This window comes from Shewanella profunda (genome assembly GCF_023283765.1).
GTDB lineage: Bacteria > Pseudomonadota > Gammaproteobacteria > Enterobacterales > Shewanellaceae > Shewanella > Shewanella profunda.
Window position 1 is genome coordinate 12,771 of the sequence record NZ_JAKILG010000006.1, and the last position, 24,429, is coordinate 37,199.

The 24,429-nt window shown below is 44.4% G+C and carries 22 protein-coding genes and 3 pseudogenes; 11 read left to right on the top strand and 14 right to left on the bottom strand.

Annotation, left to right across the window (positions count from 1 at the left end; all coding sequences use genetic code 11):
* The first annotated feature begins 20 nt into the window (after positions 1-20).
* A complete protein-coding gene (locus tag L2744_RS04845) occupies positions 21-1,061 on the top strand; it encodes an MJ1255/VC2487 family glycosyltransferase (RefSeq protein ID WP_248990846.1) in 1,041 nt (346 codons plus the stop codon).
* A gap of 141 nt (positions 1,062-1,202) precedes the next feature.
* Positions 1,203-2,615, top strand: a complete 1,413-nt coding sequence (locus L2744_RS04850; protein WP_248990847.1) for a thioesterase — start codon at positions 1,203-1,205, stop codon at positions 2,613-2,615.
* A gap of 135 nt (positions 2,616-2,750) precedes the next feature.
* Here L2744_RS04850 and L2744_RS04855 read toward each other — a convergent pair whose 3' ends face one another.
* The 4 genes from L2744_RS04855 to L2744_RS04870 form a co-directional block, all read right to left on the bottom strand.
* Complete coding sequence (locus tag L2744_RS04855) at positions 2,751-4,379, bottom strand: methyl-accepting chemotaxis protein (protein WP_248990848.1); 1,629 nt, start codon at positions 4,377-4,379, stop codon at positions 2,751-2,753.
* A gap of 207 nt (positions 4,380-4,586) precedes the next feature.
* The gene (locus L2744_RS04860) at positions 4,587-5,201 is read right to left on the bottom strand and encodes a DedA family protein (RefSeq protein WP_248990849.1); all 615 of its coding nucleotides are present in this window, start codon (positions 5,199-5,201) and stop codon (positions 4,587-4,589) included.
* 195 nt (positions 5,202-5,396) lie between these two features.
* The gene (locus L2744_RS04865) at positions 5,397-6,317 is read right to left on the bottom strand and encodes a manganese-dependent inorganic pyrophosphatase (protein WP_248990850.1); all 921 of its coding nucleotides are present in this window, start codon (positions 6,315-6,317) and stop codon (positions 5,397-5,399) included.
* A 143-nt stretch (positions 6,318-6,460) separates the two neighbouring features.
* The gene (locus L2744_RS04870) at positions 6,461-6,922 is read right to left on the bottom strand and encodes a NanQ anomerase/TabA/YiaL family protein (protein WP_248990851.1); all 462 of its coding nucleotides are present in this window, start codon (positions 6,920-6,922) and stop codon (positions 6,461-6,463) included.
* Positions 6,923-7,301: 379 nt separating this feature from the next.
* On the opposite strand from L2744_RS04870, the gene L2744_RS04875 reads away from it, so the two are divergent.
* The 5 genes from L2744_RS04875 to L2744_RS04895 all read left to right on the top strand — a co-directional run bounded on the left by L2744_RS04875 (position 7,302) and on the right by L2744_RS04895 (position 11,351).
* Positions 7,302-7,877, top strand: a complete 576-nt coding sequence (locus L2744_RS04875; RefSeq protein ID WP_248990852.1) for an LON peptidase substrate-binding domain-containing protein — start codon at positions 7,302-7,304, stop codon at positions 7,875-7,877.
* A 52-nt stretch (positions 7,878-7,929) separates the two neighbouring features.
* Positions 7,930-8,847, top strand: a complete 918-nt coding sequence (locus L2744_RS04880) for a pseudouridine synthase (RefSeq protein WP_248990853.1) — start codon at positions 7,930-7,932, stop codon at positions 8,845-8,847.
* A 149-nt stretch (positions 8,848-8,996) separates the two neighbouring features.
* Positions 8,997-9,395: a hypothetical protein gene (locus L2744_RS04885; protein WP_248990854.1), complete on the top strand. Its 399-nt coding sequence runs from the start codon at positions 8,997-8,999 to the stop codon at positions 9,393-9,395.
* A gap of 97 nt (positions 9,396-9,492) precedes the next feature.
* Complete coding sequence (locus tag L2744_RS04890) at positions 9,493-10,803, top strand: sensor histidine kinase (RefSeq protein WP_248990855.1); 1,311 nt, start codon at positions 9,493-9,495, stop codon at positions 10,801-10,803.
* Positions 10,800-11,351: a response regulator transcription factor gene (locus L2744_RS04895; RefSeq protein WP_248990856.1), complete on the top strand. Its 552-nt coding sequence runs from the start codon at positions 10,800-10,802 to the stop codon at positions 11,349-11,351. Before L2744_RS04890 ends, L2744_RS04895 begins: the two co-directional genes overlap by 4 nt.
* 92 nt (positions 11,352-11,443) lie before the next feature.
* Here the strand turns inward: L2744_RS04895 and L2744_RS04900 are convergent, their stop codons facing one another.
* The 3 genes and pseudogenes from L2744_RS04900 to L2744_RS04920 form a co-directional block, all read right to left on the bottom strand.
* Positions 11,444-12,040 carry a response regulator transcription factor gene (locus L2744_RS04900; RefSeq protein WP_248990857.1) on the bottom strand — a complete coding sequence of 199 codons (597 nt, stop codon included), beginning with the start codon at positions 12,038-12,040 and terminating at the stop codon, positions 11,444-11,446.
* Positions 12,040-12,938: pseudogene (locus tag L2744_RS21630) on the bottom strand (sensor histidine kinase). Before L2744_RS21630 ends, L2744_RS04900 begins: the two are co-directional and overlap by 1 nt.
* A 118-nt stretch (positions 12,939-13,056) precedes the next feature.
* Positions 13,057-13,761 carry a tetratricopeptide repeat protein gene (locus L2744_RS04920; protein WP_248990860.1) on the bottom strand — a complete coding sequence of 235 codons (705 nt, stop codon included), beginning with the start codon at positions 13,759-13,761 and terminating at the stop codon, positions 13,057-13,059.
* Between the two features lie 148 nt (positions 13,762-13,909).
* On the opposite strand from L2744_RS04920, the gene L2744_RS04925 reads away from it, so the two are divergent.
* A complete protein-coding gene (locus tag L2744_RS04925) occupies positions 13,910-14,068 on the top strand; it encodes a hypothetical protein (protein WP_248990861.1) in 159 nt (52 codons plus the stop codon).
* Between the two features lie 150 nt (positions 14,069-14,218).
* Here L2744_RS04925 and L2744_RS21635 read toward each other — a convergent pair.
* A pseudogene (locus tag L2744_RS21635) lies at positions 14,219-14,317 on the bottom strand (short chain dehydrogenase); the annotation flags it as partial.
* A 54-nt stretch (positions 14,318-14,371) separates the two neighbouring features.
* On the bottom strand, positions 14,372-15,916 hold the full coding sequence (locus L2744_RS04935; RefSeq protein WP_248990863.1) for a cryptochrome/photolyase family protein: 1,545 nt from the start codon (positions 15,914-15,916) through the stop codon (positions 14,372-14,374).
* Positions 15,917-16,433: 517 nt separating this feature from the next.
* Between L2744_RS04935 and L2744_RS04940 the strand changes: the two genes are divergently transcribed.
* From L2744_RS04940 to L2744_RS04950, 3 genes are all read left to right on the top strand, one after another.
* Entirely contained in the window at positions 16,434-16,706 is a 273-nt protein-coding gene (locus L2744_RS04940) for a type II toxin-antitoxin system TacA family antitoxin (RefSeq protein ID WP_248990864.1), read from the top strand.
* The gene (locus L2744_RS04945) at positions 16,703-17,200 is read left to right on the top strand and encodes a GNAT family N-acetyltransferase (RefSeq protein WP_248990865.1); all 498 of its coding nucleotides are present in this window, start codon (positions 16,703-16,705) and stop codon (positions 17,198-17,200) included. The genes L2744_RS04940 and L2744_RS04945 overlap by 4 nt, the downstream gene beginning before the upstream one ends.
* Positions 17,201-17,593: 393 nt before the next feature.
* On the top strand, positions 17,594-19,504 hold the full coding sequence (locus L2744_RS04950; protein WP_248990866.1) for a DUF262 domain-containing protein: 1,911 nt from the start codon (positions 17,594-17,596) through the stop codon (positions 19,502-19,504).
* Positions 19,505-20,203: 699 nt separating this feature from the next.
* Here L2744_RS04950 and L2744_RS04955 read toward each other — a convergent pair.
* The 5 genes and pseudogenes from L2744_RS04955 to L2744_RS04975 all read right to left on the bottom strand — a co-directional run bounded on the left by L2744_RS04955 (position 20,204) and on the right by L2744_RS04975 (position 24,404).
* Positions 20,204-20,590: a gamma-butyrobetaine hydroxylase family protein gene (locus L2744_RS04955; protein ID WP_063883307.1), complete on the bottom strand. Its 387-nt coding sequence runs from the start codon at positions 20,588-20,590 to the stop codon at positions 20,204-20,206.
* Positions 20,591-20,797: 207 nt separating this feature from the next.
* Entirely contained in the window at positions 20,798-22,126 is a 1,329-nt protein-coding gene (hslU, locus tag L2744_RS04960; RefSeq protein WP_248990867.1) for an ATP-dependent protease ATPase subunit HslU, read from the bottom strand.
* Between the two features lie 19 nt (positions 22,127-22,145).
* Positions 22,146-22,670: an ATP-dependent protease subunit HslV gene (gene hslV / locus L2744_RS04965; protein WP_248990868.1), complete on the bottom strand. Its 525-nt coding sequence runs from the start codon at positions 22,668-22,670 to the stop codon at positions 22,146-22,148.
* Between the two features lie 577 nt (positions 22,671-23,247).
* Positions 23,248-23,433: pseudogene (locus tag L2744_RS04970) on the bottom strand (dihydrofolate reductase family protein); the annotation flags it as partial.
* 368 nt (positions 23,434-23,801) lie between these two features.
* Positions 23,802-24,404, bottom strand: coding sequence for a response regulator transcription factor (locus tag L2744_RS04975; RefSeq protein ID WP_248990870.1), 603 nt, complete (start codon positions 24,402-24,404; stop codon positions 23,802-23,804).
* Positions 24,405-24,429: the final 25 nt, after the last annotated feature.

Here is a 24,429-nt window from a genome sequence, read left to right on the forward strand (position 1 = left end):
CATTGGTTAAAGGATATCTAATGCGAATACTCTACGGAGTTCAAGGCACAGGGAATGGCCATTTAAGTCGTGCTCGAGTGATGGCTAAAGCGCTGATGGAGCAAGATATCAAAGTGGATTTTTTATTTTCAGGGCGTAAGCCAGAACAGTTCTTTGATATGGAGTGTTTTGGCAATTATCGAGTACAGGCCGGAATGACCTTTGCGACGCATTCTGGGCGACTTAATTTGCCGCAAACGGTGCGACAGAACTTATCTCTATCCTTATTTAAGGATATTCAAGCCTTAGATTTAAGTTGTTACGATTTAGTGCTCAATGACTTTGAGCCTGTCTCTGCTTGGGCTGCGCGGCGTCAGAGGGTGCCATCCATTGGCATTAGCCATCAGGCTGCCCTGATGCATCCTGTGCCTAAACTCGGCAACACTTGGTTTAATGAGCTACTGCTTATGTACTTTGCACCTGTGGATGTTGCACTTGGTTGTCATTGGCATCACTTTGGTTTTCCGATCCTACCGCCCTTTGTTGAGGTTGATCCCTGCTCCTCTGAGCATACACACCAGATCCTCGTTTACTTACCCTTTGAAGATGCGGATGTGATTGCCAGTTTTCTATCCCCTTTTTCTGACTATCAGTTCTTGGTGTATCACAGCCAGCAACCTAAGGTGCAAACTGCCGAACATATTCAATGGTATGGTTTTAACCGTGATGGTTTTAAGCAGCATCTGGCAAGTTGCGGTGGCGTGATAGGGAATGCAGGGTTTGAGCTCGCAAGCGAGGCATTAACCCTAGGTAAAAAACTGTTGGTAAAACCATTGATTGGGCAGTTTGAGCAGTTATCAAATGTGGCTGCATTACAATTACTCGCAGCGGCTGATAGCATGATGACCCTAGATATCAATGTGTTAAAGCGTTGGCTTAAGGCTGCATCACCTAACCCCATTGCTTATCCTCAAGTGGGGGATGCGCTAGTTAGATGGCTCCGAGGTGGCGACTGGCACCATAGTCAACCACTGTGTAAAGAGTTGTGGAGCCAAGTTACGCTTCCCGATACTTGGCGTTAATCAAATGTTCAGTTGATATGAAAAGTGAATTAGGCACTAGCTGGGTCAATGGGGTTAGCGTATAATTTCGGCAATTTTGCTGTTAGCCCCTTTCAGCACGTCTATATTGGCCTAGTCTGGCCGTTAATTATGTTGTTATAAATGAGCCTCAAGAAGTTTACTCAGTACAAGTTACTGCTTTTAATGCTGTTATCTCTTTGTGTTTTACTTCCTTTTATTCCCGATCAGGCTTATCACATCCCCGGTCCCGATATTGCCAAGCAAAATTTTCATGTCATTGAATTTAATGATCAAGGTCAACCACATGATGATAAACAGTGGCAAGGTTTGCGGGATCGTATCTTACAGCCCCATAATGACATCGCCCCCGAGTTGCTGATTTTTGTTCATGGCTGGCACCATAGTGCTAATCCAGAGGATGAAAACTTTGTTGCGTTCGAACAATTTTATCGGCAAATGGCAACATCAGATAAACAGCGCAACTTATTAGGCCTTTATATCGGCTGGCGTGGCGATAAGTACGATCCTTTTTGGCTCGATGGCTCGGACGATGCAACAAGCCAAATTGAGCCCATAGATTTCCCCACTATTTTGCAACGTAAACGAGTCGCTAAACGCATTGGTCAGCAGGGATTGTCGCAGTTATTTGATAAGCTCGATGGCTTAGTCTCTGGGCATCAATTACTGCGTTACACCGTTATTGGTCATAGCTTAGGTGGTTCAGTGGTTTTACATGCCAGTAAAGATCGTATTCAAGCGGCTATTGATAATGGGCAGGATAATCCGAATTTATTTTTATTGTTAAACCCTGCAGTGCCAGCGAAGGACTACCGACCTTTAGATCGACTAGTGAGTTTAGATAGGCAAAAACCCAGCATGGTTGTGCTGCAATCTAAGGGCGATTTTGCGGTAAAAGAGGCCTTTAATTACATCAAAGAGGGGGAGCGCGCCGTGGGCAACTCTTGGGCAATTACCCACGATATCGACAAATGCTCCGGTGGTAACTGCAACACGCCAATGAAAATGCCTTCGGCACTGATGGCTCACGATCAAATTCCCGGCTGTATGATGACACTGCCCCATTCGGGCTGGAAAGTTCGTGCGCGTCTGCAGGCTCGTCGCACGGTACAAACTTGCCCCGATGCCAATATGCAAGCCGTATGGGTGCTCGCCGTATCGGACGAGATTGTCTCAGGGCATAATGGCATTCTCACATCAGCTCATGCTAAAGCGTTATCTGAGGTGATGAACATGATTGATTTGTATCGAAATCAATTACCTAAACATGCAGTCGAAAGTCCTGCTAACCAAGATCTTGGCACATTAACTCCTGCATCTGAGCCGCCCTCATCGGGTGAAACTGATGTGTCAGTCCCAGAGGAGCCTGTCGTTATCGTTGAACCTTTACCTAAGCAGCAAAGTTCACTGACGGAGGTGCAAGAGTCTCCTGAAGCCGAAGAGTCGCCGCCACCAATCATCGACCCTGAACTTGAGCCAAAGTCTGAGATTAAGCCCAAGGAAGATGTTGAACCTCAACCTGAGAACATTAAGTAAATTACGGAGTTTGCGACTCAAGAACTTAACCTTACTTGGTTAGTGTTCCTATGTTAGGGCGTTAAGTATTAAACAATAACCACCAGATTGCGCTTGACGTTATCTGCAAGTCTGGTGGTTATTTGATGAAGACGATTACGCGGTTTTGAACTGCTTAACATTCTGTTCTAAGGTTATTGCTAGTTCTTCAAGTTGCTGACTTGCAATGGTTATTTTACTTGCTTGTTCCTCTGCGAGTGATGCTGAATGAGTGATTTGGCTAAAATTGCGATTGATTTCTGAGGCGACGACTGATTGTTCTTCAGCTGCGGTTGCTATCTGAGTATTCATATCGCTTATTTTTGTAACCGATAGGTTTATTGCATTCAGCGAATCACCTGCACATTTTGCTTGCTCTACACTGATTTCAGCCTGAGCTTTACCTTCATTCATCACGGCTACAGCGTTCATTGAGCTGCTTTGCATCTTCTCAATGACGGTTTGAATTTGCCCAGTAGATTCTTGAGTGCGGCGTGCCAGATTGCGAACTTCATCAGCAACCACTGCAAAGCCACGACCTTGTTCACCCGCTCTTGCGGCCTCTATAGCGGCATTTAGTGCGAGTAAATTGGTTTGCTCTGCAATACTTTGAATGACTTCCAATACCGTACCTATCTGACGGCTATCTTCCGACAAATTATTGATAACGTCAGCGGCTTCGCTGACTTTGTCGGCAAGCTTATTAATACTTGACTGAGTTTTGCTGACTTCGTTTTGCCCTGCATTGAATTCATTCATTGCAGTTTGTGCTAAGACGGCGGCGTCGTTGGTATGGTTTGCAACTTCAGCAACCGTCGACGACATCTGGTTTATTGCCGTTGCACCTTGTTCCGTGGCCGCTTTTTGATTGCCGAGCAAATCTTCGTTGTACTTTGCCGTCAGCAATAATTCGTTTGATGCCGAAAGTAACTCGTTTGCAGCCTTTATCGAATTTTTAGTGATCCCCGATATATGGTCTGTTAAATCTTTGAGAGCACTTAAAATGCTTTCGGAAGTATGGAATTTAACTTGTGTCGTTAAATCTCCAGATGCGATTTCTTTTATGACGAAGGCGGCATATTCAGGTTCGCCCCCGACGAGTTTCTTTAATCTATTAACGGTACTAATCGCCACCAGAGAGCCGATAATAATCGCAATAGTAGTAACAACCAGCATGATCCACTGGAAACTATTTGTTTGCTCACGTGCAGAGGCAACCTGATGTTGGATTGCGTCTTCTTGATAGTCGATTAACTTATTAATTCGTTTAAGCCATTCACTGTATGCAGGTGAAACTGTGGTAATCAAATAATCGGTTGCTTCAGCTTGACGGCCATTGTTGATCATACCGAGCAAGTTTTCGGTTAAGGATAAGGTTGAGGTCTCTATTTCTTTTATCAATCGCAACAGGTTTTGTTCTTCTGGATTGTGCTTAACCTTTGCATACATACCATCTAATGTTACAGCTGCTTTCTGGTAAAACTCCTTCAAGCGGATAATGTCATCTTGGTGTAATTTTGACTTGGCGTTATCTTTAGCTAGAACCACATCTCTAATCGAAATAGCTCTGTCATGAACGCTACCACGGAAGTTTATGGCTTGACGTTGTTCAACTGCAGTTTGCTCGGAAAGCTCCGTCAAATTTTGATCTGCTATGCTGATTTTGAACAGACCAAAGAGCGTGATACCAAGCATGATCAACAACAGCACAGCGAAGCCTGAATACAAACGTTTTATTACATTCATTAATAACACCTTATTTTGATATTAGGTTTCTTGCTTTATATCTGATGTTTAGTATACGCAAAAGTGACTACTTTAGTTCACTAAAAGACTAAATTAACTAATTGATTTAAATTAATTTCCTGTGTGGTCCTATCTAACCTCTAAATGAACTGTCCGTTATAATGCCAGTTTATTCTGGTGTTAAGGTAAAAGTTTATAATAAACAGTTTACTGTGGGTTTTTCGTCTGCCATTTGCGCCAAGTTAACATCAGTAGTGCGGCGAGTATCAAGCTGACAATGACCCATGTTGGATATTTATGCTGGTGGTAAAATGCCAATATTGGGGTTATCTCATCACGGATAAGCGCAGGGCCGAGACCAAATATAGCCACCCAAATGCTGGTGGCAAGACAGTTGCCAATCACAAACGGTTTAAGTGGCATTTTCGCCAGCCCGCAGCCGATAAACATAAATTGTTTTAAGCCTTCGACAAAGCGACTCAGGATTAATGCGGCTATACCATATTGACCGATAACGCTGTGGATCTTGTCTCCCAATTGCGGTTTTATCCAACCCTTTTTGAGTAACACATCTCCGAAGCGCCAGCCGATAAAATATCCCAGACTATTACCGCAAAGTGCCCCACAAGCCGCAACGAGCAGAACAGCTGATAATGACATTTGTCCTGTAGCCGCTAATAAACTGGCCACAATTAATAACGATTGCCCTGGAGCTGGGATGCCAAACCCTTCGACCGCAATGGCGATAAACAGTAAAAAATAGCCATACTCTTGTAGCCATGGCGTGAGTTCACTCATGATATGTTGTAGTGCTTCAGGCATCGGATAAAGGTATAAAATTAGCTTGGAATGAGTGACATCATACTCGCGAAGTTCTAAGGCTGAATAGATTTATTAGCAAAGTTTCATGCTTGCATTAGCTTATTGGTATAAAGCCAAAACTGTTGGCTTAGCCACTGATTTTACAATAATAAAAAAGGCCGAACTTGGTTCGGCCATTTGCATCTCTCATCACAATTAAGCGAATGCGGCTTGCAGTTGTGGTACCACTTGTTTTTTACGGCTTAATACGCCGTCTAACCACACTTTGCCATCGATGGTATCTTTGCCATAGGCGCGTTGGGTCAGGTCCGCATCGTCAGACACGATTAATAGCTCAGAGCCTTCTTTCATGATGTCAGTCAGCAGTAGCAATACGCTGTGGCGATTACCTTCAATTTTCAGTGCTTTGATATCGGCTTCTAACTCGGCTTTGATACCATCAAATACTGACAGATCAATAACTTCTAGCTGACCGATGCCAACTAAGTGACCGTTCATATTGAAGTCTTTAAAGTCGCGCATGACAAGATCGCGCGCTGGTGTGCCTTCAACTGCGGATTTCACTTTGAACATTTCCATGCCCAGTGCTTTAAAATCTTCAATGCCAGCGATTTCAGCTAAGGCTTCAACGCAACGAATATCAGCAGTGGTACAGGTTGGTGATTTGAAAATCACAGTATCGCTGAGGATCGCGCACATCATAATGCCGGCGATATTTTTAGGGATCGCCACTTGGTAGAAGTCGTACATCATCTTGATCACTGTGTTACTGCAACCGACTGGGCGGATCCAGCATTCTAGCGGTGTATCTGTGGTTAGATCGCCTAGCTTGTGGTGATCGACGATACCGACGATAGTCGCCTTAGCGATATCATCCGGTGCTTGAGTCAGCTCTGAGTGGTCAACGATATAGACTTGTTCGCCAGCGTAGCTGGTTTTGTATTCCGGTGCTTCAAGGCCGAAACGTTCCAGAATAAACGCAGTTTCGGGCGATAATTCACCTAAACGTGCGGCAATGGCTTCTTCACCGATTTGGTTTTTTAAATAAGCTAAGGCGATAGCACCGCAGATTGAATCAGAATCGGGGATCTTGTGACCGACAACGTAAATGGGCATTTCAGGGACTCTCCTATAAATTTGTGGCAATTTTAACAATATTTAGCCCGATTCGGAAATAGCCAAAGCGCATATCACTACGGCTTTAAGTCGCTATTGAGCTAAAAGATACCGAACTTGAATTTGGCAAATATAGTTAAGGCTTAAACTTTTACTTTTATCACTACCTTGCGTACTGCGGTGGCAGGATCCCCTGTGCCGGGCATATGTATGTCGCCTGGGAAAAATAACGCAAACATTCCCGCTTTGAGTTTGATATAAGAGGCATTAGCTTTATTTGACTCGTAGTCAAACCCTGCGTAGTCATGTTTTTCAAAATAGGGTTTTGAGGGTGTTTGATCTGCTAAGGGTAAGTAACCAAACTCTTCTTCTCCGCTGAAAACATACTGCACATCGATGTATTTTTGATGCACTTCAAAGGATTCAGTCGATTGATGTTTTGTATGGTAGTCGTTGACTATCACAAAAATATCCTCGCCATCGAGGGGATAATTGCCCACGGGTAGCAGACTAAAGTCAGTAGTCGCTAAATGCTCTAACGCACTCGCAATACGGGGATTTAGGGTTTGATAAATATGGCGGTTAGCTAAGGTATCAACGATCATCTGTTACTCGATAGACTGAAGTGAAATGGATGAATTGTGACAGATTATAATCAGATCCCCTTGGTTTAGACATCAAGTTTAAATATAAAAAAATAGACCATTGAATGGTCTGTTTTTTTATCAAAGGATAAGAACACTAGTAAGTGTATTTGGCTTCTAAGAAGTAGAAGCCGCCACTAAAACCAAAGGGGTGTTGCTTAACTTAGGAAAGTTTAATCGAGTGTGGAGAGCATTTTTGATGACACAAATCCCATGCATGTCGTTTTTTTGCGCTTAGCAGCTTTAGGAAGGAAATTATTTCTGCTGCTACACTCTAAGTTAATAGGGAATGCTAAACAGTTACTGGCCGTTTCCTTTTATTTGAGGGCGGGAGGTTGCTATGCAAACACGAGAAATGGCGTTAATTATGCGCGATGCCTTGTTACTGCCACAGGGGAGGATTGAAGTCCGAGTGGTAGAGCCCGGTTATCTACGAATGGTCGCAGATGTGCTAAAGGGGAAATACCATTTAGCCTTTGCTGCGGCAAATCCACGCGGAAATCCGCCCTGTTATCCCACGGCAACCCAGTGCAATATTATTGATTTTAATCAGTTAGAGGATGACTCTCTTAGCATTGTGCTTGAGGGGCGACAACGGGTGAGTATACTCTCGGCGGCGCAGGCTAAAGATAAGCTTTGGATGTCGCGTACCTTGCCTTGCCGTAATTGGCGGCAAGAGCCAATCAAAGGCGAGTTTGAATTAATCAGCGCAGCCCTAGAGCAATTCTACGAGGTTAACCCCGATCTTTTGGAGCTTTATTCCCAAGTACATCTAGAGGATGCGGCTTGGGTTAGCCAGCGCTGGCTTGAGGTTCTGCCCATGTATAACAAAGATAAATTGATGTTAGTCAATCAACCTGACTGCCATAAGACGCTGGATTTTGTGTTGCAACTGATCAAGTCCCATGTAGACTGAAAAAGCCTATAAACGCTAGAATAGCGGCTCCTAATAGCCGCTTTTTTTCCATATGACCTTAACTGTCCGCGCCGCTCAACCTTCCTACGTGGTACTGCCTCGGGATATTACCGACAAGCCCACAGTATTTGCTTTTCTTACTACACACTTTGCGCGTATCGGTGAAGAAGTGTGGCGTCAGCGTATTCTCGATGGAAAAGTGCATTGGCGGGATGGAAGTTTGATCGCGTTAGACACGGCCTATCGTCCAATGGCGAGGGTGTATTACTACCGCGAAGTGCCGATTGAGACAAAAGTCCCCTTTGAAGAACACATCCTATTCCAAGACGATAATGTTATCTTGGCTTACAAACCGCATTTCTTGCCTGTGACGCCCAGCGGCAATTATGTTAATGAATGTTTAGTGCACCGACTGAGATTGCGTACTGGCATTGACACTATCGCTCCCGCCCATAGGTTAGACCGTGAAACCGCAGGGGTGATTTTGATGACAATTCAGCCTGAAACACGCCATCTTTATCATCAACTTTTTGTCGATGATGCAATTCGTAAGGATTATCAAGCGATTGCAAAGCTACCCCCTGAGATTATTGAACAATATCAAAAGGGCTGCTTAACTTTACCACAGCATTGGACGGTAAAAAATCGCATGCAACCAGGTGAGCCGAGTTTCACTATGCAAGTGGTTGAAGGTGAGGCGAATAGCCATTCCGAAATCAGTCTGGTGGCGATAAAAGACGACTTAGGATTATTCCATTTAAGTCCTATTACGGGGAAAACCCATCAACTGAGAGTGCATATGCTAAGCCTAGGTATGCCATTGTTAAACGACAGATTTTATCCAAACTTGCTGCCAAAAGGGCCAGATAATATTGCCACGCCGTTAAAGTTAATGGCCCAGCGTTTGCGGTTTATCGATCCTGTGAGCGGTATTCGCCACGATATTCAATGCAGTGGGTTTGAGTTTTAGTCTAACGGAAAGCATTATTTCCATATCGGTTTCAACGCAATAGCGTTAAACAAATTGTATGGCAGTTTATACAATGGTAAGAATAGCGAGTCGTCATCTAAGTTCCGACGAAGGGAGTCGTGTATCGCTTGTGCTAAGGAAGCCTGTTTATGAGCAAATCCACCATTATCTCGATTTTACTTTGTAGCTCAGTGCTATTGGGCGCTATGTATTTTGGCAGTTGGACCAAAGCTCACTCGCTAAAAGGATACGTGGGTGAACTGACGGCCGAGATCCGCCAAGCAAGTGCGGTGATTGAGCCTAAAAAACCGAATTTGCAATCTAACTCAAGCACCCATGGTATTGCTGTGGTTGAACCTACTCAGGGGATTTGGGATCAGCAGGATACAGAAAAGAAGCAAACCAAATCACAATCTCAACCGCCTATTTTTAATCGAACTTCGCCGACTAAAACCGAAGATGATGAGGCATTATCAAACAATATCTCCCCACCGGCTTTAGATTCAGGTGTAACTCTGCCTGAAACCTCTGAACATAAACCCGTTTAATGTTTAAACGGAATAGTAAAAGTAAACAAGTGCGTTGAATATGAAAAGCTTTTAGAATTTAAGGCTTAATAACCTAGCTACTGTTATAGGTGTTGCAATGACTAAGATTTTGGGTACAAGTTTACCAGCCGCCGACCAAGTTGCGTTGCTGCGTACTTTGGGCTTGCTACTGCAAATTGGCTTAACTACTTTTGCTGCCGACACCTTTGGCCTTAGCTTGCAGATGGAGCCTTTAGTACATGTGTTAGTGTTGGAGACTTTATATTTGTCACTCACACTAGTGTTACGTAAGCCATTGTTCACAAAAGAAAGTGGTTTATTTATTGCCCTAGTGTTAGATACGCTATTTTGGATCTCTTGGCTGTATTTTTCCGGTGGCGCTACCAATGCTTTTATCTCGCTGTTGTTATTGCCTATCGCGTTGGCCGCCGTCACTTTACCGATTTGGGCACCTTGGGCACTGACGGCTATGTCAACTTTGGCCTACAGTCTGATGATTTTTACTGTGCCAGAGTCGCAAATGCAGCACCACGGTATGGACATGAGTTCCCACTATTTAGGCATGTGGTTTAACTTTGTGATTTCGGCATTAGTGATGACGACCAGTGTCGCGCTGATCACTAAACGCATGCGCCGACAGGATGCGCAATTGGCCTTTATGCGAGAGGGGCAACTGCGGCAAGAACAGCTACTCGCACTCGGTATTGCATCAGCCCAAATGACACATCAACTGGCTACACCACTTTCAACCTTAAGGTTATTGCTGGATGAAGTTAAAGAGGAAAGTGACGATGCATCCGCCAACGTCAGCGAGATGGAAACCGCCCTAGGGCGCTGCGAACAAACCCTTGCCGAATTACGTTTAGCCACTGAATCGATCCGCGACCGTCGTCAGCGCCCATTGCCATTAAGTGAGCTTATTGATGGACTTAAACAGAAAACCTCATTACTTATGCCGCAAACGGAACTCAATTGGCAGATTGCCTGCAAACCTTCGCAGTTAACTGGAGTGCAGATTTTGACCGATATGAGCCTTGCACCTGCGATAATGGCCTTGATTGAAAATGCCGCCCGCGCCAGTGCCGAAACTATCGGTGTGGCGCAGGTGGACATCAGTGTGGATACCGAGCCAAATGAAGGGCAAATTTATTTGCAGATCCGTGATTATGGCGCTGGGATTGCGCCATCATTATTGCCTCAACTCGGTACGTTACTCGTTGAAAGCCCTAAGGGATTAGGTGTAGCGCTGTTACTCAGCCATGCCAGTTTTGAACGGCTAGGCGCACGGTTAGTACTGGCCAATCATACGCAGGGTGGGACAGTTGCCCAAGTTCGTTTTACGGTTTTAGCGGGACAAGAAACTAACCCATTGGATAAGACAACCTTGGTCGATAAGGTAACACCATGAAACAATTATTAATTGTTGATGACGACCAAGCCCTTGCGAGTATTTTGGGGCGACGCCTCACGCGCCATGGCTTTGAGTGTCGTCTAATCCATGATGCCAGCGACGTACTGCTGGTGGCGCGGGAGTTTCGCCCAAGCCATATTCTGCTTGATATGAAGCTTGCCGAAGCCAATGGGCTGAGTTTAATTGTGCCGCTGCGTAATCTGCTACCCAAGGTGATTATGGTCTTGCTCACGGGTTACGCCAGTATCGCCACTGCGGTGGAGGCTATTCGCCTCGGCGCCGATAATTATTTGGCTAAACCTGTAGATACCCAAACTCTGCTTGCTGCACTGGATATGGATACCCATTTCCATCCATTGCAAGAGGATGAGATTGATGACTCGCCGCTCACCCCTAAGCGCTTAGAGTGGGAGCATATTCAGCAAGTGCTCAATGTGAATCAGGGGAATGTGTCGGCCACTGCCCGCCAGCTAGGGATGCACCGTCGCACACTGCAACGTAAGCTGCTCAAAAAACCAGTCAGTGAGAATGGGTATTTGAAGTAGCGACTTCTTCTAAGGTATGGAATTTAGCAGTATTTGATTAAGCGTTATCATCCAGTTAAAAGAAAAAGGATTTATCTGCCTGATCGTTAAGATCACAACCAGCCCTTTTGTTTGGCGATACGTGCCGCATCGATTCGATTGCTGGCATTAAGCTTGGCTATGGCTTCGGATAAATAGTTGCGCACAGTACCTTCGGCGATAAACAGGGTGTCGGCAATATCGGCGGTGGATTTGCCTTCGCTGGCAAGGCGTAGGGCGCGGCGTTCTTTATCATTAAGGGGATCAACATCGCCAATAGCCATCATAGCAAGCTCGGGATCGATCACCCGTTTACCTGCTATGACTTGTTGAATCGCATTGACTAAGGTTTCTGAGGGAGCATCTTTTAGCAAAAAACCACCCACTCCAGCTTCTATGGCGCGTTTAATATAACCTGCGCGGCCAAAGGTGGTGATAACCACGACCTTAGTCTGGCTTTGTTGATCTTTAAGCCAGCTCGCGAGTTCTAGGCCAGTGCGCCCCGGCATTTCGATATCCGTGAGCAGTAGATCAAAGTGCTGTTGTTTGAGCAAACTTAAGGCTTCATTGCCGTCACTGGCTTGGGTGATATTAAAACCACCTGCAAGGGTTAACAGTGCGGCGAGAGCCCCACGCACCATGGCTTGATCTTCAGCCAGTAAAATGTTCATTAAGTTGCTTCTCCCTGCAAAGGTAAACTAACGCTAAAGGTATATCCGTGGTCGAGATTATAGCTCAAGCTACCTCCTAGGTTATCTAAGCGTTCGCGGATCCCTGTGAGACCATTGCCTTCAACAAAGGGTTTAGCCATTGCATTATCATTGACTTCGACGAGCAGGTGATCCGATTGCTTAGAAAAGTTGATATAACATTCGCTTGCACCACTATGACGCAGAATATTATTAACAAGCTCGGTGAGGATTAAACCAAGTTGGCTTTCCATTCTAGCGGGTAGTTTGGGGATATCACCATTGAGTTCGACGCTTAACCCCTTATCCCTTAATAATTTACAAAGTTGTGTTACGCAACTTTCCAATCCCTTGTGTTTGTAGTCTGAAACGGTATGGCGAATTTGGCTTAAACTCTCCCTCGCGATTTGCCCTAGTTCAACAAGTTGAGTTGATGCGAGTTCATATTCTTGTTTTGCGATAAGTTTTTTGGCTAGCTCTGCCTTAAGCGCAATGGAAAATAGAAATTGCCAAAATTACATATTTCATTTAAGCCAAACAGCAAACCGACTAGGCCAAACAAGGCAACTAGGCTGGTTTTTAACGGGTAAAAGAAACCGATAAAAAATCCAGCAAAGGTGAACAACGAGATAGAACCGGGGTTGATGGGGGTAATGGCGGCTCCGATGATCACCATTACCAGAATAGGTTTATAAGCGCTGCGATAGTTGCATTTATAGGCCCAAAAATAGCTGGCAATAAAGGGAACGAGCACAGCTAAACTTAAGGCGATTTTCCATACAGGGTTGGTATTAATGAACAAAGGGATAAGATAAAAAACTAAATTTATCAGATATATCCATGCGAGTTTTCGTTCAATTTGCAGGGGAGTGCTCGTCATAGCGCCTCTGTGTCACAGTGCTGGTTGTTGGATATCATTGATAGCATCTGTTTTGGTTTATCTCGCCAAGTGATAGGCGCTGTGTTCAGCGCCATAGGTTTCTGTTTATTACTGTGGATTATTTTGCACTTAATTGCTGATTTTGTTGAAGCAAAAACTTAGCCCAACCGTAATCAGCTTGTACTTTCAGTGCTTGCTGCCAATCTTCAATTGCGCCTTGGCTATCGCCAAGCTCCTGTTTAGCTAGCCCTCGCCACGTATAGGCTTCGGCTTCACCCCAACAGATGTTATCGCAGGGTAAGGCGAATCTTTCTATCGCTGCGCTGGCTAAGGTTTTTGCATTTTGCATGCTACCTCCAAAGAGCGCTGGTGTGTTATAGGCCGCAATCGCTTTTACTAGGGCAACCCGAGGGTTTTGTGGCTCTAGCTGCTCTGCGTTTGCAATCGCCTTTGCTGATTTCATACCCAGCACTGCGCCTTTACTAGCGTCTAAGGCGATTTGCATACCATAGACGGAAGATAATAGCGCAAGGGATTCGGCATTGGCTTGGCTTGCTTCTAAGGTTTCTAAGGTGGTTTGAGCCGAAGTCAGTGCGCTATCAGCGAGGGATTTTTGCCCCATCACATTGGCGCTTATTGCGAGGCGATACTGTGCGTAAGCTTGATCGTAGTCTTGGGTGCTGGCACTCAATTGCTGCAATTTAGCTATGTTCATCGAATTGGCCGCCGCATCTACGCTGGTGATGTTGGCGTTTGATGGTGTTGCTGCAAACGAGTAGGTGTTTATAAGGGCTAAGCTAGAGGCGAGCAGTAATGTTTTCATGGTATTTCCTTATTGAGTGAGTTTCCCATTACTTGGGTACGAACTCATTATCAGAAACTTGACAGCATAAGTGCAGACACAAAGGTCATGGCTTTCGCATGACAAATGTCATTAGTTTAAGGGTGTTTACAAACAATAGGAGTTTAGCGTGTATGCGAGAGTATATGGGATTGAAAAACGCTATCGTAGATCCGATGCCGATTTGCCTAAAAGTTTGATGATTATTGAGAACTTGCTGGGCTTTAAACCGCATGAAGATAGGTTGGAATTTGACTTGTCCTTTTGGGCTGGTGGTTTGGGGGGATAAGTTGGCTATCTCCTGCTCTGTTATACCTGAGTAAATGCTGTTAGCTCAAGATAAGCCTAGGCTCTATTGCCCTGGGGCGGCAATTGCGCCGATATCACCACAAATATTGCCGAATGGCTTTGTGTTAATGATTTAGCAAAGTGCTTTGCCAACATGATGCCTGTAGGTGGCGTGCACAGTGGCGTCGGGATAGCTTTCTTGGATTCGCTTAACCATGGCGTGGCCAATACCCCCACTCCCGCCGACGATAAGTACTTACATAACAAACTCTCCATGGTCAATGTGCCGCTATAAAATATGCCGCTATAACCGGTTTAGATTGGCAAGATTGTGTTCGGCTGTGGTTAATATGGCGCTTCTTACGGACTCATCCATCTTGTCCCATGTGTTGTACAGCATGCTAATCCTTGGGTTTTGAGACAGTCGAGCACGGTGTTTGTCCATAAAACGCCAATAAAGGCTATTGAACGGGCAGGCAAGAGTGCCGCTGCGCTCTTTGATCTTGTAATGGCATCCACTACAGTAGTCGCTCATTTTATTAATGTATGAGCCACTGGCGGCGTAGGGTTTAGTGCCGACTATGCCTCCGTCGGCGAACAGTGCCATACCGCGAGTGTTGGGCATTTCAACCCACTCAATGGCATCAACATATACACCCAAATACCATTCATCGACTTGGTTAGGCGCGATTTCCGTTAGCAAGCAGAAATTGCCGATCACCATTAAGCGCTGAATATGATGGGCGTAGGCAAAATCTAATGATTGGGATAAGGCTTGTCGCATGCAGTTCATCTTAGTGTCGCCATGCCAAAAATAATCGGGCAGCGTCCCATGGGCATCGAGCGCGTTAGTGCTGGCGTACTGCGGCATATTCGCCCAGTAAATGCCGCGAACGTATTCTCGCCAACCTAATATCTGCCGCACAAATCCTTCAACTTGGGCGATATCAATTTCAACATTCGTTTGATAACTCTCGATGGCCGCATTGATGACTTCTAACGGGCTGATTAATTTACTGTTAAGGCTGAATGATAGTCGACTATGGTACAAGCTCCATTTAGCAGGATGTTGCTCTGTCATAGCATCTTGAAAGCGGCCAAAGGAAGGCAGGCAAACCTGACAAAAATACGTCAATAGAGTTAGGCTTTGCTCGCGGTTAATCGGCCACAGCAAAGGCACATCAATGCGACCCATGGTCGGAATTTGATGACGCTTAAGCCTAGCGAGGATCTCAGTCACATCTAGGCTAAACATCAATGGCGCTGGCAGGATTTTTATATCCTGCATTTTAAGCTTTTGACGGTTGCTGGCATCAAAATTCCACTGCCCGCCGAGTGGTTTTCCGTCTTGCATCAATATGTTGAAGCGTTTACGCATGCGGCGATAAAAGTGCTCCATCATAATGTGTTTGCCGACGGGAAACTGCGTATCGATTTCGTCAAAGGGCAAGATAAAGTGCTCTGTATCGGCACAGTTAACCACTGCAGTGTTGAGCTTAAGCCGACTCAATTGCTCAAGTAGGCGATATTCATCAGGCCTTTGGTATTCAAACTTAATCGCGCCAACTTGTGCCACTTGATGTTGAATTAGCGCCAGTAGATCGCTAAAGCCTTGGGTGTCATCAAGGGTGAGATAGAGCACTTGATGCCCTTGCGCGCGAAGCTCTTGGGCAAATTGCGCCATTGCCGCAAAGAAGGCACATATTTTTTGCACATGATGCGTCACATAAGTGTTTTCTTGGTGCAATTCTGCAATCAAATACAGTACTTGGTCATCAACACGGTTAAACCAAGAATGCTGGGCATTGAGTTGATCGCCTAAAATTAGCCGCACTGTATTAAATTGCATTTGTTGGACTCTGGTTGAATGATTTTCGCTGTTAAGGTTACGGTTTAGTGGGCAGTAGGGATCAGCGTAAAGGGACGTTTTTTAACCGTCATTCCCGCAATGTTTTGAGCGGGAATCCAGCTTTTGGGTATCTAAAGTTTGGAAATTTAGACAATTTAACAAGGGACAGTTTGTTAAATTAAGTTAAACCAGAATGCAACATGTTGGGAAAGGTATTCCTGCCTAATTTTTCGATAAGCAGGTTGTGTTACAACGGATTATGCATCAGCGATTAAGCACTTGCATGCCAGTGCTTAATTCAATCAAGGTCTTCGTATCCCGATACTCAATCTTACTGTTTCCCCGCTTCCGTTGAACAGTGCGATCCACCTCTATGGTTGTGCTTAGCGCATACCGCTTAGGTTGTTCTACTTCCTTACTTTTACGATCGTGTGCCAAAGTGACACAATAATTGCTTCTTGTGCACTTTAACACCATAATATCCGTGTGACAGTTTGACACAACAGGAGACAAGATTATGGCGACTACTTTACCTCGCATCACCGCGCGAGTGGATGTCGAAACACAAGACTTACTCACAAGGGCGGCCGCACTCGCGGGGATGTCTAGCATTAACTCATTTGTGTTAAGCGCAGCCATCGAAAAGGCCAAACAAGTGATTGAACGCGAGCAGTCGCTTAAGCTAAGCCAAGCTGACGCTATATTACTGATGGAAGCGCTCGATAAACCAGCAGTGGCAAATGCTAAACTCACAGCGGCTTCTGCACGTTATGAGAACAAAGCTCAATGATGGATACGGTACTGCTCGATAGGGATAAACACGATAGAAACCGATTCAACTGCGGCATTGAAGCTCTTAATAACTATTTGAAAGTGATGGCAAGTCAGCAAGCCAAGAAAGATAACACCCGGACTTTCGTGTTAGAAGATGAGCAGGATAACGCCTTTATCATCGGCTTTTATACCTTAACCATGACGCCTATCGACCTTAAGGCTTTACCCGAAAAGTTACAGAAAAAGCACTTATCATCGACCTCCGGTGGCCTGATTGCCCGCTTAGCTGTCGATGAACACTACCAAGGCAAAGGCTTTGGGGAATGGTTACTGATTGATGCTTTGCGAAAGCTATTAGCCGCGAGTGATAGTGTGGCCTTTCCCGTTGTGATTGTTGATGCCAAAGATGGTGCAAAACACTTCTATGAACGCTATGGGTTCCAAGCATTTCAAGACGCAGAAAATAAACTCTTCATCACAATTGCAGATGTGAGAGCCAGCTTAGGTTAAGTCTTAAGCAACCCAACACTAAACCCCTCCAATTGCTTCGGCTCAGATGGGACATCCTTGTCCACCGAGGCCGCGCCATCATCCATGATTTTTATCTGCGAATTTAGACAACTTCGCAGGGGAAGGTGTATTCCTTTAGTTTTAGCGTTGTTTTTTTGCATTAACAAAGCAAAAAAAGTTGTGGTGTCTTGTTTTCTTAATTAAGAGTTAAAACACTTTACTGAACAGAAAATTAGTTTGGATTTAGATGATGGCGTCAAAGTAAACTGTGGCAAATTTGGTAATCTGCTTACTGATGTCAAAGACATCCACGGCTAGAGGTCTGAATTAAGTATATAAACGGAATGATTTAGCAGTATTACTACTAATTTAGTGTCTAAAGGATTAATATAAATGAGATTACAGAGTCTAAACGACATATTTGAACGCCGAATTTTACGTATTCCCGATTATCAGAGAGGTTATGCTTGGTCTACATTGCAGCTGACTGATTTTTGGGAAGATATCATACAGCTTGATCCTGCTCGAGTTCATTATACCGGTGTTATAACACTCGAACCGGTTAAAGCTAAGCTATGGCAAAAGTGGCAACAAGATGAGTGGATCATAGAGGGGGTTGGGTTTAAGCCTTTTTACGTTGTTGATGGGCAGCAACGTTTAACTACATCTATGATACTCATTCAGGCAATTCTTGAGTCTGTTGACGTGAGTGTTCAACTCAATTACCAATCCTTAGAAAGTATCCGTAAACAGTACATATTATTTAAAGCCGATGATGGACAGCGTGAGAGTTTTATCTTTGGCTATGAAAAAGATAATCCAAGTGATGAGTATCTTAAAACAACCATCTTTGGTGAGCATTCGCACAGTAACTTACATCAAGAAACTTTGTACACTCAGAACTTACTCACGGCAAAAAACTATTTCAAAAAACAACTCTCTAATCTTGAGCCTGATGACATTGCGTTAATATTTAAAAAGTTGACGCAAAAGTTGAAATACAATTTGTATGAAATTGATGAAGAGATCGACGTTTTTGTAACATTCGAGACGATGAATAATCGTGGTAAACCGCTAACAAGTTTAGAACTGCTGAAAAACCGCTTAATTTATCTTTCGACGTTATATCATGATCATGAAGGACATGAGGTGCTTCGCAATAAGGTAAACAGTGCATGGAAGACGATGTATGAGTATCTAGGTAAAAATTCTGAAGCACCTTTAAACGAAGATTTATTTTTGCGTAATCATTGGACTATGTACTTTAAATATAGTCGAAACAAAGGTGATGATTATATTGTCTATTTACTTAACGAAAAATTTACAGCTAGAAATGTCACTCACCCAAAAAAGGCTGAAGATAGGGTAACTGTTGATGAAATTAGCGAATATGTGATTAGCTTGCAAGAGTCTATTAGGCACTGGTTTTACATCCATAATCCATATTTTTCACTAACGGATTATAAAAATGAGCAAAACAAATTATTATTAGATCGTTTACAACGATTAAGCTTTCGGGCATTTAGGCCATTATTGCTGGCCGCATTTGTGTCTAAGCAATCAATTGAAGATATCAATAAACTACTTATAGCCGCAGAAAGGTATAATTTTACCTTATTTTCATTATGTCATCGTCGGTCAAATACCGGTGATTCAGAGTTTTTCTCAATGGCAAGAGAGTTGGCAACTAACTCCATAAGTATTACTTCTGTTATTACCACTATCGATGACTGGATTGATAGTTATTATGACCCACAAAGATTTATGACGTATATAGCAGAGAAATATGAGCTTAGCCTAGGTGGTTTTTTTAAATGGGATGGCTTACGTTATTTTTTGTATGAGTATGATCAATGGTTAACTATTCGTGGAAAGCAATTTTCTCATAAACTAGGTTGGACGGATCTTAAAGCTACTAAAAACGATAGCATTACTATTGAACATATCTTTCCTCAAACACCAGATAATGCTTATTGGCTGCAACGTTTCGAACATTTAGATAAAGATCAAACGATATTGTTAGCTAATTCTTTAGGTAATTTAGTACCTTTAAGTCGTTCGAAAAACTCGAGCTTGAAAAATGATGGCTTTGATGACAAAAAGAATAACGGTAATGGTGTTGGTTACTATAATGGTTCTGCATCTGAAAATGAGATTGCTCAATATAACGAGTGGATGCCGGAGGCAGTGTTAGAAAGAGGACTAAGTTTACTTAACTTTATGGAACATCGCTGGCAGATAAGTTTGGGCGATGAGGCATTTAAAATAAAATTACTCCATTTAGATTTTTTAAATCAAGATTAAAATGCGGGTAAATAACTTAATTCAACAGTTACTCTACGGCTGTAGACCTTATGGAATTTAAACGAGCCATCCATTGTTAAATTCTCTGTCTTTAGAGTTAATGCATACGTAGGGATTAACTGAATTAAGCACTGGTATGGAAGTGACCGTTGGCGGCATGGATGCCGCCGTCGAGCCTATAGGGATATATTCACGGCGAGTCACTGGAATGACAGTGCTTAATCTATTGCACAGTGCTCTCAAATATTTTCAGTTCTTTTGCAAAAACAAGCATAAAAAATTAACGAGCCACCCATTGTTAAATTTCCTGTCTTTAGAGTTAATGCAGATGTAGGGATTTACTGAGTTAAGCATTGTGATGGAAGTGACCGTTGGCGGTATCGCCGCTCTTTCACATCTAACCCATAGGGATATGGGTCAGATGTCACTATGATGTCTGGAACATCATTGACCATGTGATCGCGGCATTCGCACTTCTATATGCAGCAGATGCCGCCGTCGAGCCTATAGGGATGACTTATTTTAAAATCAAAGTCGGCGAGTCACTGGAGTAGCAGTGCTTAATCTCTGACACAATACTCTCAAACATTTTCAGTTGATTGTAATGCCACTTAATTTAACGAGCCACCCATAGCTAGCATCCCAGTATATTGAGTTAAAACATATACAGGATTAATTAGCACTCATTTACCTAACATACTAGTTGTACTTTATATTCATCGCGATCAGCGGTTCGCGGGAGGCTTTTTCGGCGCGTAGGCGGGCGAGGTATTTTTCCCATAGATCCACTTGGTGGGTGGCGAGATCGTAGAGCACTTTCCACGAGAATAGGCCTGTGTCGTGGCCGTCATCGAAGACGATTTTTACCGCGTAGTTACCTACGGGTTCAATGGCGCTGATATTAACGTTTTTCTTGTGGGTGACCAGCTTTGGATTGCCGTGACCATGCACTTCGGCCGAGGGTGAGTAGACTCTGAGCATCTCGCAGCTGAGCTGATATTGCTCACCATTGTCGAAACTGATTTCTAGAATGCGTGATTTACGTTTCAGTTTAAGATCGGTGACATTGGGCGTTGCTGTGGTCATAGGTTGGCTACCAAGAAAATGCTAAGGATAGGATAACGACTCATTAAAATAACACCTGACTAATGTAACCACTCGCGGCCAAGGATACAAAGGGTAAGTCAGAGGCGCCTATCTTTTGGAGGAGGCTTTTTCGTTTAAGTCACACTTTTGCATTTGAGTCGTCGTTTACCGCCAAGTCGTTTGGGCTTGGCGGTGAACGGTTTCGTACTAGAGGATAAAGCGGCTGAGATCTTCGTCTTGGACTAAGTTATCTAAGTGGGCGCTGACATAGTCGGCGTCGATAACGAAGGCGGAGCCTGACTTTTCCGATGCGTCGTAGGAGATATCTTCCATCAGTTTCTCCATCACAGTATGCAGACGACGGGCGCCGATGTTCTCGGTGCGCTCGTTTACTTGCCATGCAGCCTTAGCGATGCTTTCTATCCCCGATTCAGTAAACTCGACTTTGACGCCTTCAGTGCCCATCAACGCGATATATTGCTCGGTGAGTGATGCGTGTGGCTCGGTCAGAATTCGTTTAAAATCATCGGCAGATAGCGCATCTAACTCAACACGAATGGGCAGACGACCCTGTAACTCAGGGATTAAATCCGATGGTTTAGACATCTGGAATGCACCTGAGGCGATAAACAGAATATGGTCGGTTTTAACCATGCCGTGTTTAGTGGTTACTGTGCAGCCTTCAACGAGCGGCAGTAGGTCACGTTGCACGCCTTCGCGCGAAATATCTGGCCCTGAGGTTTCGCCACGCTTACAGATTTTGTCGATTTCGTCGAGAAACACAATGCCGTGTTGCTCAACCATTTCAATGGCTTGCTCTTTTAAGTCTTCTTGATTGACCAGTTTTGCTGCTTCTTCCTCGATCAAGAGCTTAAAGGCTTCTTTGATCTTCATTTTGCGACGTTTTGCCGGAGCTTGGCCCATGTTTTTAAATAGGCTTTGCAGTTGGTTGGTCATTTCTTCCATGCCTGGTGGCGACATGATTTCAACACCAATTTGCGGTTGGGCCACATCAATATCGATTTCTTTATCGTCCAATTGACCTTCGCGTAGCTTCTTGCGGAAGACTTGGCGGGTGTTGGAGCTGGAGTCGGTTTCTGTGGTTTCCCAGTCGTTTTTCGGCTTGGGCAACAGGGCGTCGAGAATACGCTCTTCGGCGTGTTCTTCGGCGCGTTGGCGGCACTTACCCATTTGCTGTTCACGGGTCAGTTTGATGGCGATATCGGTCAAATCGCGGATGATTTGCTCGACTTCCTTACCGACATAACCAACTTCGGTGAACTTAGTCGCTTCAACCTTAATAAAAGGCGCGTTAGCCAGCTTGGCTAAACGGCGGGCAATTTCTGTTTTACCAACGCCTGTGGGGCCAATCATTAGGATATTTTTTGGGGTAACTTCTTGACGGAAATCCACATCCAGTTGCATCCGGCGCCAGCGGTTACGCAGGGCAACGGCAACGGAGCGTTTGGCCTTTTGTTGGCCGATAATGTGTGCATCCAGCTCGTGGACAATCTCACGGGGGGTCATTTCAGACATAATATTCCTCACGGGCTGGTTAGTAATTGAGTTCTTCAATCGTCTTGAATTGATTGGTAAATACGCAGATATCACCCGCAATCGTCAGGGATTTTTCGGCGATTTCTAGGGCCGACAGTTCAGTGTTTTGCAACAGAGCAAGCGCAGCGGCTTGGGCATAATTGCCACCTGAACCTATGGCGACTAAGTCATGTTCTGGTTGCACGACATCGCCGTTACCTGTGATGATCAGCGAGGTTTCGGCATCGGCCACCACTAACAGTGCTTCGAGTTTGCGCAGCATACGATCGGTACGCCAATCTTTAGCAAGCTCGACGGCTGAGCGGAGTAGATGGCCTTGGTGCATTTCGAGTTTTGCCTCAAAACGCTCAAATAGGGTGAAAGCATCGGCGGTGCCACCAGCAAAACCTGCCAGTACTTTGTTGTGATACAAGCGACGCACTTTTTTGGCGTTACCTTTCATGACGGTATTGCCTAGGGAGACTTGTCCATCGCCGGCGATGACAACTTGATTATTACGGCGTACTGATACGATAGTGGTCACTTTTAAATCCTCTTCTCTTGCCCGCAAGGACAAATCCTACGGTGGATGATGGAGTTATCCCAAGCTACCTGAAGATAAGAGTTTCAGAGCGCCTAGGGTGCTTCAATTCAAGGTGTATTAATGACAGAATGTCGGCCACCTTTTGAATTGATGCAACACGGAAGTGGAGTGCTCTAGGCGCTCCGTCCCGGCGGGTTTTAGCGGACTTTATGCTGTGTTGGCTATTTTTAACTTAGCCCACTAGGTCTGCAAATAGCCGCCTTGCCCAAAGTGCGTTAAATTCTCGCTGAATTCTGCATCTTCAGGTTGTTTGGGTATATATGGGGATAGATGACAATAATTCAAGTAATAGTGGCAAATGCCAAAGGAGTTTGCGATCTTTCGCGCTCCTTTGGCTGCAAAAATAATTATTTACTGGGAAAGGATTGTTCTACTCACTTCAAAACGGCCATCGAGGGAAGAGGATTTGATGGTTGAAATTATCCTTTTATTGGCACTTTGAGTTACAAAACAAAGGCTAAAACATGCTCGTCATCACCTCATCGTTCAATGTCATCTGCCACATGTAAACTATTTATCATGCCGCTTCGTTTATAACTCGGTAACGGGTTTGTACGTAGCCATTGTCATACTGCTGCGTGTGAACTGGCATTAATTGAACGGCTTGGGGCAAATCACCAAAGAGCGGAATACCTTTACCAAGTACAGTGGGAATACGAGTTAGGGTGGGCTCCTGTATAAGTCCAGCCGCTAAAAAGCCTTGGCGATATAGCCGTCGAGACTCGCGGCATAACAACAGAGGTTTTCATTAACCATCATTGATTTTATTATGATTTTAACGACCAGCGATTATATGTCAGGATCAGATTAAGGCGATAGGTTAGGAGGGCTTAAGTTTGGTGCAGGCTATTAATCTATTTTAAGTTAATCCAAAAAAAATCCCCGAGGGCACTGGCAGCTCTCGGGGGAAGGTTCAAAAGCAGTGGAGATCGTAAGTGCTTGAGAGCACTAATGATGGAACCTAGTTTAGAGTCTGTCACTGTCTTAGCTTAGGGGCAAAGATAAAGATACAAACTGCGACAGCTTGTCGCAGGTAAGGGCAAAGCCATTCAGCGGTTTTAGAACATGGTTTTACTCTACGACATGGAGGTTTGCGAGGTGCTGTACTAGCTCTGCCATATTATTCACCTCGAGTTTTTTCATGATTTTTGCGCGGTGCACTTCAATCGTGCGCAGGGATAAAAACATCGCTTCTGAGATTTGTTTGTTAGTCATGCCTTGGATCACATGGGCTAATACTTGTTGTTCGCGTTCGGTCAGCCTTCCAAATTTATGTTGTAAGCTTTGCTGCTCAAAGGTCGCTTGGCTCTCGCGCTGAGCCTTTTCAATGGCCTGCACTAATGCTTTGCCCGATACGGGTTTTTGAAAGAAGTCACAGGCTCCCTTACGAAAGGCACTCAACGCCATAGGTAGATCACCGTGGCCAGTTAAGAATATGACTCCTAGCGGGCTTTGGGTCTCTATGAGTTTTTGCTGTACTTCTTGGCCTGTAATTTCAGGCATTCTACTATCTAAAATCACACAGCCCGCCTGGGATAAAGGGCACTGTTCGAGAAAGTCACGGCCATTATTAAAGGTTTGTACTTGATAGCCAAATTGCCGGAGCATAAAGCCAAGCGAGTCTAAAATCGCTTCATCATCATCGACTAGATAGAGTGGCAACTTAGTGAGCATATATGTCCTGTGTAATTGGGCAAAT

Bases quoted from the DNA above. Each gene is read 5' to 3' on its own strand.
- L2744_RS04895 (WP_248990856.1), top strand. From the start codon at position 10,800: ATGAAACAATTATTAATTGTTGATGACGACCAAGCCCTTGCGAGTATT.
- L2744_RS04845 (WP_248990846.1), top strand. From the start codon at position 21: ATGCGAATACTCTACGGAGTTCAAGGCACAGGGAATGGCCATTTAAGT.
- L2744_RS04920 (WP_248990860.1), bottom strand. From the start codon at position 13,761: ATGAAAACATTACTGCTCGCCTCTAGCTTAGCCCTTATAAACACCTAC.
- L2744_RS04875 (WP_248990852.1), top strand. From the start codon at position 7,302: ATGCAAACACGAGAAATGGCGTTAATTATGCGCGATGCCTTGTTACTG.
- L2744_RS04885 (WP_248990854.1), top strand. From the start codon at position 8,997: ATGAGCAAATCCACCATTATCTCGATTTTACTTTGTAGCTCAGTGCTA.
- L2744_RS04975 (WP_248990870.1), bottom strand. From the start codon at position 24,404: ATGCTCACTAAGTTGCCACTCTATCTAGTCGATGATGATGAAGCGATT.
- L2744_RS04855 (WP_248990848.1), bottom strand. From the start codon at position 4,379: ATGAATGTAATAAAACGTTTGTATTCAGGCTTCGCTGTGCTGTTGTTG.
- L2744_RS04850 (WP_248990847.1), top strand. From the start codon at position 1,203: ATGAGCCTCAAGAAGTTTACTCAGTACAAGTTACTGCTTTTAATGCTG.
- L2744_RS04900 (WP_248990857.1), bottom strand. From the start codon at position 12,040: ATGAACATTTTACTGGCTGAAGATCAAGCCATGGTGCGTGGGGCTCTC.
- L2744_RS04950 (WP_248990866.1), top strand. From the start codon at position 17,594: ATGAGATTACAGAGTCTAAACGACATATTTGAACGCCGAATTTTACGT.
- L2744_RS04860 (WP_248990849.1), bottom strand. From the start codon at position 5,201: ATGCCTGAAGCACTACAACATATCATGAGTGAACTCACGCCATGGCTA.
- hslU (WP_248990867.1), bottom strand. From the start codon at position 22,126: ATGTCTGAAATGACCCCCCGTGAGATTGTCCACGAGCTGGATGCACAC.
- L2744_RS04940 (WP_248990864.1), top strand. From the start codon at position 16,434: ATGGCGACTACTTTACCTCGCATCACCGCGCGAGTGGATGTCGAAACA.
- L2744_RS04890 (WP_248990855.1), top strand. From the start codon at position 9,493: ATGACTAAGATTTTGGGTACAAGTTTACCAGCCGCCGACCAAGTTGCG.
- L2744_RS04945 (WP_248990865.1), top strand. From the start codon at position 16,703: ATGATGGATACGGTACTGCTCGATAGGGATAAACACGATAGAAACCGA.
- L2744_RS04955 (WP_063883307.1), bottom strand. From the start codon at position 20,590: ATGACCACAGCAACGCCCAATGTCACCGATCTTAAACTGAAACGTAAA.
- L2744_RS04870 (WP_248990851.1), bottom strand. From the start codon at position 6,922: ATGATCGTTGATACCTTAGCTAACCGCCATATTTATCAAACCCTAAAT.
- L2744_RS04935 (WP_248990863.1), bottom strand. From the start codon at position 15,916: ATGCAATTTAATACAGTGCGGCTAATTTTAGGCGATCAACTCAATGCC.
- L2744_RS04865 (WP_248990850.1), bottom strand. From the start codon at position 6,317: ATGCCCATTTACGTTGTCGGTCACAAGATCCCCGATTCTGATTCAATC.
- L2744_RS04880 (WP_248990853.1), top strand. From the start codon at position 7,930: ATGACCTTAACTGTCCGCGCCGCTCAACCTTCCTACGTGGTACTGCCT.